General features: G+C 66.1%; 12 protein-coding genes. 3 read left to right on the top strand and 9 right to left on the bottom strand.

What is annotated here, in order from left to right:
• The first annotated feature begins 11 nt into the window (after positions 1-11).
• Entirely contained in the window at positions 12-1,298 is a 1,287-nt protein-coding gene (lysA, locus tag LQ953_RS10335) for a diaminopimelate decarboxylase (protein WP_231030731.1), read from the top strand.
• 104 nt (positions 1,299-1,402) lie between these two features.
• Here lysA and LQ953_RS10330 read toward each other — a convergent pair whose 3' ends face one another.
• From LQ953_RS10330 to LQ953_RS10290, 9 genes are all read right to left on the bottom strand, one after another.
• Positions 1,403-2,098 carry a response regulator gene (locus tag LQ953_RS10330; RefSeq protein ID WP_231030729.1) on the bottom strand — a complete coding sequence of 232 codons (696 nt, stop codon included), beginning with the start codon at positions 2,096-2,098 and terminating at the stop codon, positions 1,403-1,405.
• Positions 2,095-4,773, bottom strand: coding sequence for a sensor histidine kinase (locus LQ953_RS10325; protein ID WP_231030727.1), 2,679 nt, complete (start codon positions 4,771-4,773; stop codon positions 2,095-2,097). Before LQ953_RS10325 ends, LQ953_RS10330 begins: the two co-directional genes overlap by 4 nt.
• Positions 4,770-5,357, bottom strand: a complete 588-nt coding sequence (gene kdpC / locus LQ953_RS10320) for a potassium-transporting ATPase subunit KdpC (RefSeq protein WP_231030724.1) — start codon at positions 5,355-5,357, stop codon at positions 4,770-4,772. Before kdpC ends, LQ953_RS10325 begins: the two co-directional genes overlap by 4 nt.
• A gap of 12 nt (positions 5,358-5,369) precedes the next feature.
• The gene (kdpB, locus tag LQ953_RS10315) at positions 5,370-7,400 is read right to left on the bottom strand and encodes a potassium-transporting ATPase subunit KdpB (protein WP_231030721.1); all 2,031 of its coding nucleotides are present in this window, start codon (positions 7,398-7,400) and stop codon (positions 5,370-5,372) included.
• A 13-nt stretch (positions 7,401-7,413) separates the two neighbouring features.
• Positions 7,414-9,117 (bottom strand): potassium-transporting ATPase subunit KdpA, encoded by a 1,704-nt coding sequence (kdpA, locus tag LQ953_RS10310; RefSeq protein ID WP_231030720.1) that lies wholly within the window; start codon positions 9,115-9,117, stop codon positions 7,414-7,416.
• Between the two features lie 13 nt (positions 9,118-9,130).
• A complete protein-coding gene (gene kdpF / locus LQ953_RS10305; protein WP_231030718.1) occupies positions 9,131-9,220 on the bottom strand; it encodes a K(+)-transporting ATPase subunit F in 90 nt (29 codons plus the stop codon).
• A gap of 109 nt (positions 9,221-9,329) precedes the next feature.
• On the bottom strand, positions 9,330-10,187 hold the full coding sequence (locus LQ953_RS10300; protein WP_231030856.1) for a TorF family putative porin: 858 nt from the start codon (positions 10,185-10,187) through the stop codon (positions 9,330-9,332).
• A 560-nt stretch (positions 10,188-10,747) separates the two neighbouring features.
• A complete protein-coding gene (locus LQ953_RS10295; RefSeq protein ID WP_443026565.1) occupies positions 10,748-11,707 on the bottom strand; it encodes an alpha/beta hydrolase in 960 nt (319 codons plus the stop codon).
• A gap of 69 nt (positions 11,708-11,776) precedes the next feature.
• Positions 11,777-14,293, bottom strand: coding sequence for a glycoside hydrolase family 9 protein (locus LQ953_RS10290; protein ID WP_231030715.1), 2,517 nt, complete (start codon positions 14,291-14,293; stop codon positions 11,777-11,779).
• A 398-nt stretch (positions 14,294-14,691) separates the two neighbouring features.
• Between LQ953_RS10290 and LQ953_RS10285 the strand changes: the two genes are divergently transcribed.
• Positions 14,692-16,254: an alpha-N-arabinofuranosidase gene (locus LQ953_RS10285; protein ID WP_231030713.1), complete on the top strand. Its 1,563-nt coding sequence runs from the start codon at positions 14,692-14,694 to the stop codon at positions 16,252-16,254.
• Positions 16,255-16,263: 9 nt separating this feature from the next.
• Positions 16,264-18,603, top strand: coding sequence for a glycoside hydrolase family 95 protein (locus LQ953_RS10280; protein ID WP_231030711.1), 2,340 nt, complete (start codon positions 16,264-16,266; stop codon positions 18,601-18,603).
• Positions 18,604-18,612 lie beyond the last annotated feature (9 nt).

Raw genomic sequence — 18,612 nt, 5'->3', positions numbered from 1 at the left:
CTGGAGAGATCATGTCGTTCTTCGAACATCGCCAGGGCGTGTTGCACGCCGAAGACGTTTCGCTTGCCGCGATCGGGCGGGAGGTCGGTACGCCGGTCTATGTCTATTCCGCCGCGGCGATCCGTTCCGCGGCACGCGCCTTCCGCGACGGCCTGCACGGCATCGCCCGCAAGCACATCGCCTTCGCGGTAAAGGCCAATCCCAACGTCGCGATCCTGCGGCTGCTCGCTGACGAGCGCTATGGCGCCGACATCGTCTCCGAGGGCGAGCTGCGCCAAGCGCTTGCCGGGGGCATGCGGCCCCAGGACGTGCTGTTCTCCGGCGTCGGCAAATCCAATGGTGAGATGATCGCCGCGCTCGACGCGGGCATCTGCCAGTTCAACATCGAGCTTGAGGAAGAAGGTGTCTTCCTGTCCTCGCTTGCGCAGGCGCAGGGAACGCGCGCCTGTGCCGTGCTGCGGATCAATCCCGATGTCGCGGCCGGAACCCATCCGAAAATCTCCACCGGCCAGAGCGCCAACAAGTTCGGGGTGCCCATCGCCGACGCCCGATCGATGTACCACCGCCTGTCGCGGCTGCAGGGTCTCCGGCTTCGAGGCATCGCACTCCATATCGGCAGCCAGATCAGCGATCTCGGCCGCCTTGAGGAAGCCTATGTGGCAGCCGGTGCGCTGGTCGCCGCGCTGCGGGCGGACGGTCATGCCATCACCCATGTCGATCTCGGCGGCGGGCTCGGCATTCCTTATCGGCAGGAGGATCAGTTTCCCTCACCGGCTGCCTATGGCGCAATGGTCGAGCGGGTCACGCGTACCTGGGACGTGACCCTGATGTTCGAGCCCGGCCGCCTGATCGCGGGCGCAGCCGGCGTGCTGCTCACCCGCGTGCTGTGGGTCAAGCCGGGGGTCGAGCACCCGCACGTTATCGTCGATGCGGCAATGAACGACCTCGCACGTCCGGCGATGTACGACGCCTATCACCGTTTCGCCGCCGTCGCCCCGGACGGAGAGCGGTTGGTCGCCAATATCGTCGGCCCAGTCTGCGAAAGTGGCGACACCTTTGCCAAGGCGCGCGAAATCGATGCCGTGTCCCGTGGGGACCTCGCGGTGTTCCACACCGCTGGTGCCTATGGCGCCTCGATGGCCTCGACCTACAACAGCCGCGCGCTGGTGCCAGAGGTACTCGTCGACGGCGGCCGCTATAGCGTCGTCGCGGATCGCGGAGACGGGAGCCAGTCGCTTTCGCGGCAGCATGTGCCGGCATGGCTGGACGCGCCTTTGCCGGCACTCGCCCGTGCCTGAAACCGATTGGACAGCATCGAGGCGCGCGATGATCAGGCCTCGATTGGGGGCTGTATTTTTATTGCATTCTCACAGTGTCCGAACCTGCCAAACACGCTTGAGACTCAACGCTCCGGATCGGTCATGAGGCGGTAACCGACGCCGAGCTCGTTGAGCACAATCGATGGGCGCGCGGGATCGGGTTCGACCTTCTGGCGCAGGTTGCGCACAACGATGCGAAGATAATCGACGCGGCGGTCATGTTCGAGTGGCCACGCAGCTTCCAAGATCCGCTGATGGGTCACCACGCGGCCTGGGGTGAGCGCGAGTTGCCGAAGCACCTCATACTCCTTGCGCGTAAGGCGGATCTCTTCGCTATCGCGCGTGATCGTTCGATTGACGAGATCGATCCTGAGCCCGTGCGTATGAAGAACTGGCGAACCGCCCTGGGCAGCGACATAGTGGCGCAGAGACGCGCGCACTCGCGCGAGCACTTCCTCGCTGTCGAACGGCTTGGTGACATAGTCGTTTGCGCCAAGGTCGAGGGCCGTAACCTTCTGGTCGGTCCCGTCCCGCGCAGAAACCACGAGGATCGGCGCCTGAGTGTACTTGCGGAGCAGCGGTACGATTTCGAGCCCGTCGCGATCCGGCAAACCCAGGTCCAGCAGGATCACGTCTGGCGATGCCGTCTTTGCCTGCTCGATCGCTTCCGCCGCGGTGGTCGCCTCAATTGGCTGATAGCCGCCGCGCACCAGCGTTGCCTGCAGCAGCCTGCGAATGTGCAGGTCGTCGTCCACCACCAGGACGCGCTGGCCGCTCATAATTCAATCCCTTGATCGGTTCCGCGCACCAGCAGGCGCTCGGGGAAGTGAATGCTGAACCGCGCGCCTGCGCAATCCTCGCGATTGGCGGCTTCCACCGTCATGCCCATCGCTTCGGCAAAAGCCTTGATGATCGCAAGCCCGAGGCCCGTGCCGCTGATGGCGCGGTCCGACCCCTCGAGCCGCTTGAACGTCTCGAAGACCTCGGCCTCGCGTCCAAGGGGCAGGCCGGGCCCCTGGTCGATCACGGATAGCAGGAGCGCGCCAGGCTTTCGCTCGGCACGTACGATGATCGGCGTGCCTGGGTCGCCATAGCGGCCGGCATTGTCGAGCAAGTTGAGCAGGCAGTGGTGGAAGAGCTGCGGGTCCACTTTGACCAACGGGAGGTCGGGGAGGACCTCGAGCTGGATCTCATGGCCCTCCAGCGAACGCCTTGTGTCATGCACTGCAGCCGCAACGGCGTCGGTGAGGTCGGCGGCCTCAAGGTTGAGCCGCAGCGCGCCGGCCTCCACACGTGCCATGTCGAGCAGGTTGGCGACAAAGCGGTTGAGCCGCATCGCCTCGCTCTCGATCGTGCCCAGCAGGGGGTTGTCAACGCTGCGGCGCAGTTCGCTGGCGGCTGCGAGCACGGAGGTGAGCGGGGTGCGAAGATCGTGGCTGACAGAGGAGAGCAGGGCCGCGCGCAGTCGATCGCGCTCGCGCACGGCGTCGACATCGCGCATCTCCGCCTGAAGCCTTAGCCGTTCTAGCGCGAGCGACGTCTGGTCGAGCAGGCTGCCGAGCAGCGCCAGCTGGTCCGGGCGGACCGGATCGCGGCCATCATCGCGCGCAACGCCCAGTACCGCGAGTACGCGCTTCCCGCCGAGCAGCGGCTGGAACTGCCAGTCCGATGCCGTCAGGGTACCGGTGCCGCGGCCAGCGGGCTGGGCGGTGTCCCACACCCATTGGGCGGCGGCGAGCTCCATTATTTCCAGCCGGGTGCCCGTTTCGCTCGCCGCCAGCACCGACAGCCCCGTATCAGCCTCCTGGAGCAACGCTACCCGAACCCCGAGAAGGTCAGCGATCTCGCCACATGCGGCGCGAGCGACTTCAGTGACGTCATTGAGCCGGGTAAGCTGGCGGAGGTAACCGGCGAGCGCGGCATTGCTCCGCGCGCTGATTGCCGCGATGTCAGCCTGTGCCCGGACGCGTGCGGTCAGCTGGCTGGTCGCGACTGCAACACCGAGCAGCACGAAGACCGAGATGATGTTCTCCGGGTTGCTGACGGTAAGCGTGCCGGTCGGCGGTAGGAAGAAGAAGTTATAGCCCAGGCTTGAGACCAGCCCCGCATAAAGCCCGGTGCGCAGCCCGAACAGGCTGGCGGCGGTCATCACCGGCAGCAAGTAGAGCAACGCCACGTTGCCGAGGTCGAGCACGTGGAACAACGCCAATCCGAGCGCGGTAATGGCGGCGACCATCAAGGTCGTCCAGACATAGCCGCTGGGCCGCCCCCAGCTCCCGCGTAGCCTCGCGCGGCGAGCCTCACCAACCGATGTAGCGCCTAGTGGCAGGACATGCACCGCGACGCCGGGCGTCTCGCGGGTTAGCCGGTCAACAACCGACCCATGGCGCAATTCGAACCAACGCGAGCGCGCAGACTTGCCGACCACCAGCTGGGTCGCGCGGGCATCGGCGGCGTAGCTCTTGAGGCCCTCGACCACGGAACCTGCGGGAACCGAGGCGACGGCTGCACCCAAGGTCGAAGCAAGGTTGAGCGCCGCCGCGATGCGGCGCAGCGCCGGTTCGTCGAGGGTGCGCGTCCGGGGCGTCTCAATGTGGATTGCTGTCCAGCTTGCATGGGCGGCGTCGGCGATGCGCTTGGCCGCACGCACCAGCTCCTCAGACCCTGGAAGCTCGCTTACCGCCACTAGGATGCGCTCACTGCCTGCCCAGGTGCCACCCAGCGCATTGGCGCGCAGATGGTCGAGCATCTGCGCGTCGACCGCCTGCGCGGCGCGGCGCAGCGCCAATTCGCGCAACGCCGACAGGTTGGACTTGGAGAAGAAGTGGGAGAGCGCTCGCGTCGCTTCCTGGGGCAGGTAGACTTTGCCCTCCTTGAGCCGCTCGATCAGCTCGTCGGGCGGAATGTCGACGACTTCGATCTCGGCGCGCTCAAGGATGCTGTCGGGCACGGTCTCGCGCACGCGCACGCGCGTAAAAGAGGCGACGACGTCGTTGAGACTTTCGACGTGCTGGATGTTGATCGTGGAGTAGACGTCGATACCGGCGTCGAGCAGTTCCTCGACATCCTGATAGCGTTTGGGATGGCGGCTGCCCGGCGCGTTGGTGTGAGCGAGCTCGTCGACCAGCGCGAGAGCGGGGCGCCGCTCAAGCAGCGCGTCGAGGTCCATCTCGGTGAGGGTTCGCCCCTGATAGTCGATCGCGCGCCGCGGCAGGATCTCGAGGCCGCGGGTAAGCGCCTCCGTCTCGGCGCGGCCATGGGTCTCGACCACGCCAACAACGACATCGGCGCCCGCTTTCTGCCGCGCGGCGCCTTCGGAAAGCATCTCGAACGTCTTGCCGACCCCCGGCGCCGCGCCGAGGAATATCTTCAGGCGTCCTCTGCCTTCCTCCGCAGCGGCGCGGAGGAAGGCTTCAGGTGTCGGTCGCCCATCACTATTGACGCGATCGTTCAACGGCCCGCGCCGAGCCGATCAAGCTGTTGGTTCAGTGCAAGCACGTTGACGCGGGGCTCGCCCAGAAAACCCAGAAACGGGCGCTCGATATTGTCGTCGACCAGCTTGGCGAGGCGGGTCGTGGGGATGCCCCGCACCCTGGCGACCCGTGCCACCTGAGCGCGTGCCGCTTCTGGCGAGAGGTCGGGGTCGAGCCCAGAACCGCTTGCCGTCACCAGGTCGGCCGGAACCGGCCCGGCGACACCTTCCGACTGCCGCTTGTCAACATCGGGTTTTACCCGATCGACGAGCGCCTGCGAAGTTGGCCCCAGGTTCGAGCCGGACGAGGCGAGCCCGTCATAGCCCTTGCCGGCTGCCGAGGGACGCGTCTGAAAGTAGCGATCCGAGGTGAAGGCCTCGCCGACCACGGTGGAGCCGATCACGCGGCCCGCGGCGTCGCGGACGAGGCTGCCATTGGCCTGGGAGGGGAAGATCGCCTGTCCGATACCGGTCATTGCAAACGGATATACCAGTCCTAGCAAGAGTGCGAACAGGATCGTGAGCACGATTGCCGGTCGCAGCGAAGTGATGAAGTCTTTGCCCATCGAAGATGCTCCTCAGGCGAGACCCAGGCCGTTTACGGCCAGGTCGATCAATTTGATGCCGATGAACGGCGCGACGAGGCCACCCAGGCCATAGATGGCCAAGTTGCGGGCGAGCAGCGGGCCTGCCCCCATCGGCTTGTACGTCACGCCCCGAAGCGCGAGTGGCACCAGCAGCGGGATGATCAGCGCGTTGAAGATGATCGCCGACAGGATCGCGCTTTCGGGTGTCCCGAGCCCCATGACGTTGAGCACGCCAAGGCCGGGGTAGAGCGCCACGAACATCGCCGGGATGATGGCGAAATATTTAGCGACGTCGTTGGCAACCGAGAAGGTCGTCAGTGCCCCGCGGGTCATCAGCAGCTGCTTGCCCAGACCGACCACTTCGATCAGCTTGGTCGGGTCGCTGTCGAGGTCGACCATGTTGCCGGCCTCGCGCGCGGCCTGGGTGCCGGTGTTCATCGCCACGCCGACATCTGCTTGCGCGAGAGCGGGCGCGTCGTTGGTGCCGTCGCCACACATCGCCACCAGCTTGCCGCCCTGCTGCTCGCTGCGGATCAGCGCCAGCTTGTCCTCCGGAGTCGCCTGGGCGAGGAAGTCGTCGACGCCGGCTTCGGCGGCGATGGCGGCGGCGGTGAGCGGATTGTCGCCGGTGATCATCACCGTGCGGATGCCCATTTCGCGAAGCTCCCCGAAGCGCTCGCGGATGCCTGCCTTCACCACATCCTTGAGGAAGATCGCCCCGAGCAGCTTGCCGTCCTGCGCCACCGCCAGCGGGGTGCCACCGGCGCGGGCGATCTCGTCAGTGATCCGGCGCAGCTCGGTGGCGGCGGCGGTTTCGCCCAGGCCGGGATTGGCTCGGAGGATCGAATCCACCGCGCCCTTCTGGATCGTGCTGCCGCCGATGGTGACGCCCGAGATGCGGGTCTGGGCAGTGAACGGGATCACCTGCGCATCGGTGGGCAGGGAAGTGGTCGCGACACCGAACTTCTCGCGCGCCAGCACCACGACCGAGCGGCCTTCGGGCGTTTCGTCGGCCAGGCTGGCGAGCAGCGCGGCTTCGGCAAGCTGGGCGTCGGACGTGCCCGCAACGGTGCGGAACTCGCTCGCCTGACGGTCGCCGATGGTGATGGTGCCGGTCTTGTCGAGCAGCAGCACGTCGATGTCGCCCGCAGCCTCGACCGCGCGTCCCGACTTGGCGAGCACGTTGAAGCGCACCAGCCGGTCCATGCCCGCGATACCGATCGCCGACAGCAAGGCGGCGATGGTGGTGGGGATGAGCGTGATGAGCAAGGCCGCAAGGATCGCCACCGGGATGCTGCCGCCGGCATAGCTGGCGAAAGCGGGGATGGTGGCGACGGCGATCAGGAAGATGATCGTCAGGCCGACGAGCAGCAGGGTGAGTGCGATCTCGTTCGGGGTCTTCTGCCGCTCGGCGCCTTCCACCAGCGCGATCATGCGGTCGAGAAAGCCCTGGCCCGGATCGGCGGTCACGCGGACCTTGATCTGGTCGGAGATCACCCGCGTGCCTGCGGTCACCGCAGAGCGGTCGCCGCCGGCCTCGCGGATCACCGGCGCGGATTCGCCGGTGATGGCGGCTTCGTTGACCGAGGCGACACCCTCGATCACTTCGCCATCGGCCGGGATCAGATCGCCGGTTTCCACCAGCACCACGTCACCGGCGCGAAGCTGGCTGGCGGCGACCTGGCTGGTGCGGCCGTCCTTGAGCTTCTTGGCGGTGAGTTCGGCCTTTGTCGCGCGCAGCGAGGCGGCCTGCGCCTTGCCCCGACCCTCCGCCAGCGCCTCTGCAAAGGTGCCGAACAGCACGGTCAGCCACAGCCAGACGACCAATTGGACCTTGAAGTCGAGCGACAATCCATCGCCACCGACATTGATAAGGATGGTGAGCAGCAGCGCCACGCACGCGGTGACGAACATCACCGGGTTGCGGACGAGCTCACTGGGTTTGAGTTTCTTGAAGGCATCCTTGATCGCCGGAACGATCAAGTCTGCCGTGAACAGCGATTTTGTCGCGGTGCGAGCCATGGTGGCGCTCCCGTCAGAACGATTGGCCGCGGATCATCGCGAGATGATCGGCGATGGGACCGAGCGCGAGGCTCGGCAGGAAGGTGAGGCCGCCCAGGATCAGGATGATGCCGACAAGCAGGCCCACCCAAAGTCCGCCGGTGGTCGGGAATGACCCGGCGCTGGCGGGCGTGTACTTCTTCGCTGCGAGCGAGCCGGCGATCGCCAGCATCGGCACGATGATGAAGAAGCGGCCGAGCCACATCGCGACACCCAGCAAGCCGTTATACCAAGGGGTGTTGGCGGTCAGGCCGGCAAAGGCCGAGCCGTTGTTCGCAACGCCGCTGGTAAAGGCATAGAGGATCTCGCTGAACCCATGCGGCCCCTTGTTGAGCGGGCCGGCCAAGCCTTGTTCCGTGACCGCCGACAGCGCGGTGAAGCCCAGGATGATCAGCGGCAGGATGGCGATGGCAAGCACCGCCAGCTTGACCTCGCGCGCCTCGATCTTCTTGCCGACATATTCCGGCGTGCGCCCGACCATCAGCCCGGCGACGAACACCGCGAGAATGGCGAACAGCAGGAAGCCATAGATGCCCGCGCCGACGCCGCCGATCACGACTTCGCCCAGCTGCATGTTGAGCAGCGGGATCATGCCGCCCAGCGCCGTGAAGCTGTCGTGCATCGCGTTGACCGCGCCGCACGAGGCAGCAGTGGTGACGACCGAGAAGAGCGCGCTGGCGGCGATGCCGAAGCGGACTTCCTTGCCCTCCATGTTGCCGCCCGCGACGCCGAGATTGTGGAGCACCGGGTTGCCTGCGGCTTCCTGCCAGTATGCGACGGTGGTGCCGGCCAGGAACAGGATCATCATGGCCGCGAGGATCGCCCAACCCTGGCGTGTGTTGCCGACGGCCTTGCCGAAGCACCAGGTGAGGCCGACGCCGATCAGGAAAATCGAAAGCATCTGGATGAAGTTGGTAAGCGCGTTCGGATTTTCGAACGGATGCGCGGAATTGGCGTTGAAGAAGCCGCCACCGTTGGTGCCGAGCATCTTGATCGCTTCCTGGCTGGCGACAGGCCCGAGCAGGATCGATTGCTGCGCGCCTTCCAGCGTGTTGACGCTCACGGCGCCGGCCATCGTCTGCGGCACGCCGCTGGCGATGTAGAAGACGCTGAGGACCACGCAGAGGGGCAGGAGGAGGTACAGCGTGACGCGGGTGCAGTCCGCCCAGAAATTGCCGATCGTCGCCGCCGAGCGCCGGGCGAAGCCGCGGAACAGCGCGAACGCTAGTGCGATGCCGGTTGCCGCCGAGAGGAAGTTGTGGATGGTCAGCCCCAGCATCTGGCTGAGGTTCGACATGGTCGATTCACCGCCATAGCTCTGCCAGTTGGTGTTAGCGCCGAAGCTGATGGTGGTGTTGAACGCCAGATGCTCGCCGACGCCGGCCAGCCCCTGCGGGTTGCCGGGCAGCATGCCCTGAAGGCGCAGCACCGCGTAGGTGAAGAGCATCAGCACTGCGTTGAAGATCAGCATGTGCACCGCATAGCGGCGCCAGCTCTGCTCGGCGGTGGGATCGATGCCGGCCAGCTTGTAGAAGCCGCGTTCGACGGGGCCGAGCACCACGTGCAGCGGCGTGCGGCGGCCTTCGTACAGCGCGAACAGCCAAGTGCCGACGGGCTTGGCCAGTGCCAGTAGGATGCCGACAAAGGCGAGTATCAGGATCCAGCCCTGGATAGTCATGGTTCCGCTCCCCTCAGAAGCGTTCGGGGCGGATCAGAACCGCCACGAGATAAAGGAGAAGGCCGATCGCCGTCAGGGCAGCCAGCCAGAGGTCGATGGTCATGCTCGCCTCCCTATGCCTTGTCACACAGGCGGACATAGGCCAGCGTCAGCGCCAGCAGCCCCCCCATGATCGCGATCCAGAGCAGGTCCTGCATCGGGGTTCTCCTTGGTCAGAAGGCTGCGGTCAGCGAGATCAGGCCGGTACCTTTGGCAATGCTGCCGGTGCCGTCCTGACCGTTGCTGAAGCTGGGCTGGAGATAGGCCGCATCGCGGTCGCTGATGTCGGTGTCGACATAGGAGATGCCGAGCGTCAGGTTACGCCAGGTCGCGTCGACGCCAATCGACCAGTCCCAGTATTTGCCGGTCGGTGCCACGCTCGTCGCGTTGGGGCCAAGGCCAGGATTGCCGTCCGAATAGCCGATATGCGCTTTGGCGGTGAACGGCGTGCCCGCGATGCCGACGGCGGCGTCACCCCAGAGGTAGAGATTGTCTTCCTTGTCGCCAGGGTTGTTGTAGACGCCCGCTGCGGCATCGGCGCCGGTATTGTACCAGCGGCCGAGCGCTTCCTGCTTGGGCGCATAGGCGACGCCGGCGACCAGGGTAGCGGGGCCGGCGGTGCCCGACAGCTTTACATAGGGCTCGGCGAAATCGGTTTTGTCCGCGCCGCCCGGGTACATGTACCAGGTCACGCCGACGTCCAGCGTGCCGCTGCCCAGATCCACCTTGTAGCCACCGACAAGATCGAGTTCCATGTTGGCGCCGCCGAAGGTGCCCCACCCGGCAAGGTTCGATCCCCAGACGCCCGCATAAAAGCCGCTCTCATGCGCGAGCGTGACGCCGCCCTGCACGGCCATCTCGTTATTGCTCTGCGACACGCCGCGAAACCGATAGTCAGATGCGATCGTCGCAGATCCGCTGACGGTGACCGCTGGCGTTGGCTCGCTTTCGGACGCGCTATCCTGCGCAAAGGCCGGCGCAGCGGTTGCGGAAACAAGCATTGCGGCCGCAAGGGCCGTTACGGACTTCATCTTGATGCTCCCCACGATGATCGCCTGGGCAGGAGCGCCCGGCAGGATCATCAGGGCTGCTCATTAGGCAGAGGCCGCATTGGGATTCGAGACAGGAAACCGGCTATTGCCATAGTATTTGCATAGTGCGCCTAAGCGGGGGCACTCGACGGACGACCGGTTAGCTTCGGCTACCAGCGTCCTCTGCCGGATTGATCAACGATGGCCTTCTGGGTCGCTCAAAAGCGGGTGCAACGACAGCTATGGGGCGCGGAGATGCCTGCCGGGGCGCGATGAATGAACGTCCGAGCTTAATAAGCGGGCAGGGGCCGATTGTCCGCTCTAGGTCGAGGTTTGCCTTGGACCCGTCCAGCACACTTGGCAGGTCACAATGACGCAGAACCTTCGGGTTGATAGTCGGCGCCGGGGGCGCTCACAGCCGCCGACCCGTTCGTGCTGGACGGCACCTGGCGATCACCACATTCCGGGACCGCGCGAACCATCGGAATAAATGGCTGCGCTGCGGATCACTTGTTGGCTTGGGGCCGGCGCGTGAATTGCGGTCGGCCCCAAGCATCGGGTTACTTGGCCGGCTTGATCCAGCCGTGCATGGTCATCCAGCTTGCAAAGGCATCGAACCAGCCAGTGCTGGTGGTCGTCTTGGGATACATGCCGAAGCCATGTCCGCCCTGCTCATAGAGGTGGAACTCGACCGGCTTCTTGGCAGCCTTCCAGGCGTCGATCAGGCCGAACCCGCTATTGGCAAAGAAGGGGTCGTCGGATGCCAGCGCGACGAAGAGCGGCGGTGCGTCGGCAGGTACGGTGACGCTGGCGAGCGGACCGTAGATGTTGGCGATGAACGCGGGCTTGGCATCCTGTCCGGCCATTGCAGTGGCCATGGTAAGCATCGCACCGGCCGAGAAGCCGACCATGCCGACGCGGTTCGGGTCAACGCGCCATTCGCCCGCACGCTTGCGGATCAGAGCGAACGCGGCGCGCGCGTCGGTGATCTGCGGCGCGAGGCCGGCCATCATCTGGTCAGGGTTGGGCCGCGGCGGGTGCGCTGCGGTGGTCGAGTACATCTCTGCCATCGACTTCTCAAAGGCGGCCATCTCACGCGGCGTCTGGTTCAGGCGGTATTTGAGGACGAAGGCAGCGACGCCCCTGGCGGCGAGCGCCTTGGCGACGTCCCACCCTTCATTCTCCATCGACAAGGTGCGGAAGCCGCCACCGGGCGCGACCACGACCGCAGTGCCGTTCGCCTTGGCGGGATCGGGCAGGAAGGGGGTGAGCGTCGCGACCACCACATTGCGGGCGAAGACACTGCCATATTGGCTGTGCCAGGATTCGGGCGTGTTGCCGCCGGGGAGCGGGCCGGTGCCGAGCTCGATGGCAGTGGGCTGCGACGGGATCGCGATCGGGCGCATCTGATCGTCCTGCGCATAGGCCGGGACCGACAGGGCGCAGGCGAGTGCCGCACCGATCAGGGCAGCACGCCGCCCGAGGAAGCTGCGCGAGCGGCCCGTTGCTCGCTGGTTCATTCTGTTCGCCATTCGACCTCTCCTGTTGTTAAGACTTGTTCTTGTTGAAGCTGTTGCGGGGTTGCCGGATCACTTGCCGCCCTGCGCCAGACGCGCTCCCGCGTTGGCGAGCGAGATGTACATGGCGCCTTCCGGCACGACATATTCGTTCTCGCCCCAGAAGAAGGGCCAGTCGTCGCGGTTCTCCGGATAATCGGGCTTGAGCAGCAGGACGCCGGGCACGACCCCTCCAGGGATGAAGGAGAAGTCGGCGCGGTTGCTGCCATAGGCCACTTCCTTCGACAGAGCGCCGACGCCTGAGACGAACGAGCGATCTGACGCCGGATGGTGCCCGTGCAGGAAGTCGAGCGCGCGCGTGACTGGAGCGGTGTCGACCAAGTCCGGGAAGGCCTGGTGCAGGGCATAGGCAGTGAGGCCGAAGTTCAGCACTGCGCCGCTGCCGGCCCAGCCGCCGGCGGTGATCGGCACACCAAAGGGGTTCTCCTTCAGCGCCGCCTGGGCCTTGGTCGCCCAGTCGCGCGCCGCGGGTTCGAGCGCGGCACGGTAGCTTGCCGGCATGTGCGGGATGGCCTTTGCCATGGTCGCCGCCGTGAAGCCGAAGGCACGCAGCATGGCCGGGGTCAGCGCCTGAACCCGGTCGGCATAGCGATTGTCGCCGGTCGACACGAGCAGTTCGACCGCGGCGGTGAACTCCTCCACCTCGAGCGGGCCGCCCGTCGTATTGCCGTGCTGGAATAGGTCGGGCGCGTGGCTGTGCTCGTCGGTCCAGATCTTCTGCGCGAGATCGAGGCAGCGCTTGGCGAAAGCCGCGTCGCGACCCTTCCACGCGCGATAGGTCGCGGCGAGCGCGGCGGCCGAGCCATAGTCGAGCGCCGAAGCCTTGCTGGTGAAGGCCCAGCGATCATCGGGCGTGCCGCTACGCCCGCCCTGCTTGTCATAGGCGCGCTCATAGGGCCTGAGCTTGGGATCGTAGATCAGCCCGTCGGTCTTGCTCGCGGCGTCGCCGAGATGGGTGTACTGGCCGACGTCGGGCTCGACGATGCCGTGAATGGCATGACCAACCGCGTCATACTGCGCGATCAACTGCATGCTGCCGTGGCGGATCTGCTGCAGGATGTCTGGCGTGCCGTCGGGCACATGCATCTCGACCCGGCGCGATGGCCAGTCGACCGACACCGTGTCGCGGTCGATCGCGAAATTCTCCCACGCGTCGACCAGCTGGCGGATGACCTGATATTGCGTCTGGGTGCGGATGTCGAAATCGCCCGCGTCGAGCCAGCCGCCGACCGCGAGGCCAGGGATATGCTCGCCCGGCTTGAACGGCGTGTCGGTGGTCGGCCCCTGGCGATAGAGGTCGATATGCTCGTGGTTGAGCGGGGCCTGGCGCGCGTCGTCGCGATGCGGGTCGCCGTGCCAGACGCGATAGGCTTCGTTCACCGCCATATGGTCCATGGCAATGGGGAAGTAGACGTCGTTGGTCAGCTTCCAGCCATTGTTCAGCACGCCGGCTTCGATCGGGAAGGGCGCGGTGCGGGTGTCGCCATATTCGAGAGCATAGGTACCTGGCGCCGTGACCTTGCTGAAATCCAGCTGCACATAGCGGTAGCGCAGATAGTTGCCCCATTCGCGCGCTGGCAGCGTGCTGACCGGCGTGAAGGTGCCGGCGGCGTTCAGCTTGAGCAGGCGCGGCTGGAGCTTGCGGCGATCGTCTCGGTCCAGTTCGACAGTGGCGATCTTCGCGCCCTCAGGCGAATAGCCGACCTGCGAATGGCCGATCACCGGCGGCCGAAGCCAGCCCGGCACGCTGCTGGCGTCGAGCGTCCATTCGAGCACGCGGCCGGTACGGCCGCCGGGCAGCAGCTGGCGCACCACGAACCAGCCATTCTGTGCCTGGTTGCGGCCGTCGAAGATCGCAAGGCTGCCCTCCTTGGTGGCGATGCTGACACGGCGCGCCGGGTCCTCCGGCGCGAGCACCAGGCTGCGGCCGCTGGCGAAGGGGAGCGGCTCGGCGCCCGGTCCGTCGCTGCGCCCGCTCGCCAGGTTGCGCTCCGGCGTCAGCGCCATCAGGTCGGCGGGATAGCGCGGGAACAGCGCCGCCTTGCCATCGGTGGTGTAGCTGCGGTGGAAATAGGCCGAGGGCACGAATTCAAGGTTGAGGCCGGCCTTGCCGACCTGGGTCGCGGGCAGCGGCTGGTTGAGCAGGACCGACAGCACGATCGATCCGCCGCGGCGCTCCGCGCGGACCGTGTACTGGAAGTCCGGATACTTCATGACCGCTTCGATCACGCCGTTGGCCTTGTCGACGCGCCGGCTTACAAAGGCACCGGCCGGATCCCATTGGCCCGGGGTGGCGGCAAGGCGCACATCGCCGTTGGTGGCGGTGCGGATGCCCTGCTGGATCAGCTCGACGCCACTGATCTTGGCGTCGGCGAACAACCCTTCGTTGACGTTCGAGAAGACAAGCCAGTTTACGCCCGGAGCCTCGAAATAGTCCGACCTATCCAGGCGCAGCGTGGTCTGGGCAAATGCCGGCATGGCCGACGACAAAAGCGCGGCAACAACCACGGCCTTACGATGCAGGGGCATCGGCTATCCTCTCTGATATTCTTCTTATGTGAGCGGTACCATACCCGGCATTTTCACGATGGCAACGGCCTGAATCTGGTGGGACCGGTTAAACCGACGCTGTGTAGCCGCCACTGGGGTGTACCGCCTCGCGTCTCGATCGTCCTCCGGAATGGATCGTTACATGAAAGCATTGACGCGCTGCTCCAGCGTCCATTACTCCTATTAAAAAGCACATGTTCGCCAAGTCAGAGGCAGAACAGCGGGAGAGAGATGTAGCGGTTCAGCTCCTGAAGGTTGCTGAATGTTGTGGCTCGGCCACAGTCCGGCCCTGGGCACCGGGCGCACTTTCCAATCCGCTGTTCCGCTCGCGCGTGGCGACCAATGTTCAAGCACGTGTTCTAGAAAAGGGGTTCAGCATGCGTCGACTGTTCTACTCGTTCGTCCTGGCTGGCACGGCGATGGTCCTTCCCGCCTATGCGCAGGACAGCGACACGCCGCCCGCTGCTGCGACGGTCCGCGCCGACCGCCCAGGCCCGCAGGTGCATCCCGACGTATTCGGCCAGTTCGCCGAACATCTGGGCACCGGCATCTATGGCGGCATCTGGGTGGGACAGGGTTCCAAGATCCCCAATGACGGAGGCTATCGGCGCGACGTTCTGGAGGCGCTGAAAGCGATCAAGGTGCCGATGGTGCGCTGGCCCGGCGGCTGCTTTGCCGACGAGTATCACTGGCGCGACGGCATCGGGCCGCGCGGCAAGCGCCCGGTGAAGATCAACACCAACTGGGGCGGCGTGAACGAGGACAACAGCTTCGGCACGCACGAGTTCATGGGTTTCGTTGAGCGGCTGGGCGCCCGTGCTTATGTCGCAGCCAACCTTGGCAGCGGCTCGCCGGCGGAAACTACCCAGTGGCTCGATTACATGACCAGCCCGCAGGGTTCCACCGTGCTGGCCAAGGAGCGTGCGACTAACGGCCATGCCGCTCCGTGGAACGTCCACTATTTGGGAATCGGCAACGAGCTGTGGGGCTGTGGCGGCAACATGCGCGCAGAATATGCTGCCGATCTCACCAACCAGTTCTCGACCTTTGCTAAGACGGGCAAGCCGCCGATGCTGAAGATCGCTAGTGGTCCGTCCGACGCGAACTACGAGTGGACCGAGGAGATGATGAAGCTGTCGGCCAAGCACATCGATGGGCTGGCGCTGCACTTCTACACGCGGCCGCGCGACGAGAAGTGGGAAGACAAGGGCGCAGCGCTGGGCTTCCCCGAGCGGGAATGGGCGAGCACCCTGGCGCACACGCTGGAGATGGACGAATATATCACCAAGCATTCGGCGATCATGGACAAGTACGATCCCGAAAAGCGCGTGATGCTGGCGGTCGATGAATGGGGCACCTGGTATGATCCGGCGCCGGGGTCTAACCCCGGCTTCCTGCAGCAGCAGAACAGCCTGCGCGACGCGATGGTGGCGGCGCTCAACATCCATATCTTCACCCGCCATGCCGAGCGGGTGAAGATGGCCGCCATCGCCCAGATGGTGAACGTGCTGCAGGCGATGCTGCTGACGGACGGCGCCAGGATGGTGAAGACGCCGACCTATTGGGTGTTCGACCTGTACAAGCCTTGGCAGGGCGCGACCTCCCTGCCGGTGGAGCTGACCTCGCCCTGGTACCACAAGGACGAAGTGGCGATCCCGGCGATCAGCGCCTCGGCGGTGCGGGACACGGCAGGCCAGGTGCATGTCGCGCTAGTCAATGTCGACCCTAACCGAGCGCTGCCGATAACGGTCAACCTGGCGGGCGTACAGGCCGGCAGTGTCGAGGGCCGTATCGTGACGGCCGCGGCAATGGACGCGCATAACAGCTTCGACGCGCCCGAGGTGGTGAAGCCCGCGGCGTTCACGGGCGCCACGGTGTCGGGCGGTACGCTCAGCGTGACGCTGCCCGCCAAGTCGGTCGTCGTGCTGCAGCTGCGCTGACGCTGGATCGTGCTGTCGCGGCGTGCCGTGCTGGAGGGGGGCGCCGCGATGGCGGTGGCCCTCACCCATTCAGACGTCCTGGCGGCGTCGGCTGCCGGGCCGGGCCCGCGCAAGCGGCTTTGGTATCGGCAGCCGGCGTCCGTCTGGACCGAGGCACTGCCCGTCGGCAACGGGCGGCTTGGGGCGATGGTGTTCGGCGGCGCTGGCACCGAGACGCTGCAACTGAACGAGGATACGCTCTGGACGGGTGGGCCCTATGATCCCACCAACCCACTGGCGAATGATGCCTTGCCGGAGGTCCGGCGGCTGATCGCGGCGGAGAAGTTCGCGCAGGCGGAGGCGCTGGCGAACGCCCGGCTGATGGGCACGCCGAAGACCCAGATGGCCTATCAGTCCCTCGGAGAGCTGACCCTGACCCTGGGCGACGCAGGGGCGGGGCAGGCGATCGACTACGAGCGCGAACTGGACCTGGACAGCGCGGTCGCGACGACGTGGTTCACGCTGGACGGGGTGCGCCATCGGCGGGAGGTGTTCGCATCGGCGGTGGACCAGGTGATCGCTGTCCGCATGTCTGCGGACCAGCCGTTCGACATGAGCGTGGCGTTGCAGTCCGCCCAGCCGGGGCTGGCGCGGTCGGCCTCGGGCACTTCGCTGCTCATGATGGGGCGCAATGCCGGACGGGCCGGGGTGGAGGGTGCGCTGCGCTTCGCCGCCCGTGCGAGTGTGGCAACGGAGGGCGGCGCGGTGCGCGCCGAGGCCACGCTGTTGCGGGTGCGCGGCGCCCGCAGTGTGACCGTATTGCTGGCGATGGCTACCAGCTACCGGCGCTTCGACGATGTGGGCGGGGATCCAGAGCGACTGACGCTCGCCACGCTCGACCAGGCGGTGAGCCAGTCCTTCGACCGGCTGCACGCCAGGGCGGTTGCCGACCATCAGGCGCTGTTCCGGCGAGTGAACCTTGATTTGGGGCAGGGGCCGGGATCGGATCAGCCGACTGATCTGCGCATTCGAGCCAATCAGGGGCAGGACGATCCGGGGCTTGCCGCGCTCTACTTTGACTATGGACGCTACCTGCTGATCGCGTCTTCGCGACCGGGCAGCCAGCCCGCTAACCTCCAGGGCATCTGGAACGATTCCAACAAGCCGGCCTGGGAATCCAAGTACACGGTCAACATCAATACCGAGATGAACTACTGGCCGGCGCAGGTCGCGGCGCTGCCCGAGTGCGTCGATCCGCTGATCGCGACGGTGCGCGACCTGGCGGTCACGGGCGAGAAGGTGGCGCGGACGATGTACGGCGCGCGCGGCTGGGTGTGCCATCACAATACCGACCTGTGGCGTGTGGCGGCGCCGATCGACGGGGCGCAATGGGGCCTGTGGCCGACCGGCGGCGCCTGGCTGTGCACCCATCTGTGGGAGCATTACGACTATTCGCGTGACCTGGGCTTTCTGCGTCAGGCTTATCCGCTGATGAAGGGTGCGGTGCTGTTCTTCATCGACACGCTGCAACGCGATCCCGCGAGCGGGAAGCTGGTGACCAGCCCGTCACTGTCGCCGGAGAATGTGCATCCGTTCGGTGCGTCCATCTGTGCCGGGCCAGCGATGGACCAGCAGATCCTGCGCGACCTGTTCGACCAAGTGGCGCGGGCGGCTGGGATCCTAGGCGAGGATGCGAGCTTCGCGGCGATCGTCCGGGAGACGCGGGCGCAGCTCGCGCCGGACCAGATCGGGGCGGACGGGCGGCTTCAGGAATGGCAGGGCGACTGGGATGCAAAGGCGCCCGAGCCGAACCATCGGCATGTGTCGCATCTTTATGGCCTGTTTCCCAGCAACCAGATCGATGTCGATCGCACGCCCGCGCTGGCCGAGGCTGCGCAGCGGTCGCTGGTAACGCGCGGCGACGAGTCCACCGGCTGGGCGACGGCGTGGCGGGCGAATCTGTGGGCGCGGTTGCGCGATGGCGCGCATGCCCACCGCATCCTGACCTTCCTGCTCGGGCCTGAGCGGACCTACCCGAACATGTTCGACGCGCATCCGCCGTTCCAAATCGACGGGAATTTCGGCGGCACCCGCGCGATCGCCGAGATGCTGATGCAGAGTCGGGAGGACGAACTGCTGCTGCTGCCCGCCTTGCCGCGCGCATGGGCGAGCGGATCGGTGTCGGGGCTGCGCGCGCGCGGCGCCTGCACGGTCGACCTGCGCTGGCGCGACGGCGGCCTGGAAGAGGCGGTGCTTGTCGGCCGAATTGCGGGGAAGCGACGAGTTCGGCTGGGCAGCCGGCGGGTCGACGTGGAACTGGTGCCCGGCCGCCCCGTGCGGCTGCGCGGGGCGGATTTCGTCCGGGGCTGAGGTTCCAGG

The sequence above is a fragment of the Sphingomonas sp. IC-56 genome, assembly GCF_021043375.1.
GTDB lineage: Bacteria > Pseudomonadota > Alphaproteobacteria > Sphingomonadales > Sphingomonadaceae > Sphingomonas.
Note: the sequence above shows the minus strand (reverse complement) of the source record. Positions and strands in the feature narration are given on the sequence as shown.

Excerpts from the sequence above, each read along its gene's own strand:
- lysA (WP_231030731.1), top strand. The coding sequence starts at position 12 with ATGTCGTTCTTCGAACATCGCCAGGGCGTGTTGCACGCCGAAGACGTT.
- LQ953_RS10330 (WP_231030729.1), bottom strand. The coding sequence starts at position 2,098 with ATGAGCGGCCAGCGCGTCCTGGTGGTGGACGACGACCTGCACATTCGC.
- kdpC (WP_231030724.1), bottom strand. The coding sequence starts at position 5,357 with ATGGGCAAAGACTTCATCACTTCGCTGCGACCGGCAATCGTGCTCACG.
- kdpB (WP_231030721.1), bottom strand. The coding sequence starts at position 7,400 with ATGGCTCGCACCGCGACAAAATCGCTGTTCACGGCAGACTTGATCGTT.
- kdpA (WP_231030720.1), bottom strand. The coding sequence starts at position 9,117 with ATGACTATCCAGGGCTGGATCCTGATACTCGCCTTTGTCGGCATCCTA.
- kdpF (WP_231030718.1), bottom strand. The coding sequence starts at position 9,220 with ATGACCATCGACCTCTGGCTGGCTGCCCTGACGGCGATCGGCCTTCTC.
- LQ953_RS10300 (WP_231030856.1), bottom strand. The coding sequence starts at position 10,187 with ATGAAGTCCGTAACGGCCCTTGCGGCCGCAATGCTTGTTTCCGCAACC.
- LQ953_RS10295 (WP_443026565.1), bottom strand. The coding sequence starts at position 11,707 with ATGAACCAGCGAGCAACGGGCCGCTCGCGCAGCTTCCTCGGGCGGCGT.
- LQ953_RS10290 (WP_231030715.1), bottom strand. The coding sequence starts at position 14,293 with ATGCCCCTGCATCGTAAGGCCGTGGTTGTTGCCGCGCTTTTGTCGTCG.
- LQ953_RS10285 (WP_231030713.1), top strand. The coding sequence starts at position 14,692 with ATGCGTCGACTGTTCTACTCGTTCGTCCTGGCTGGCACGGCGATGGTC.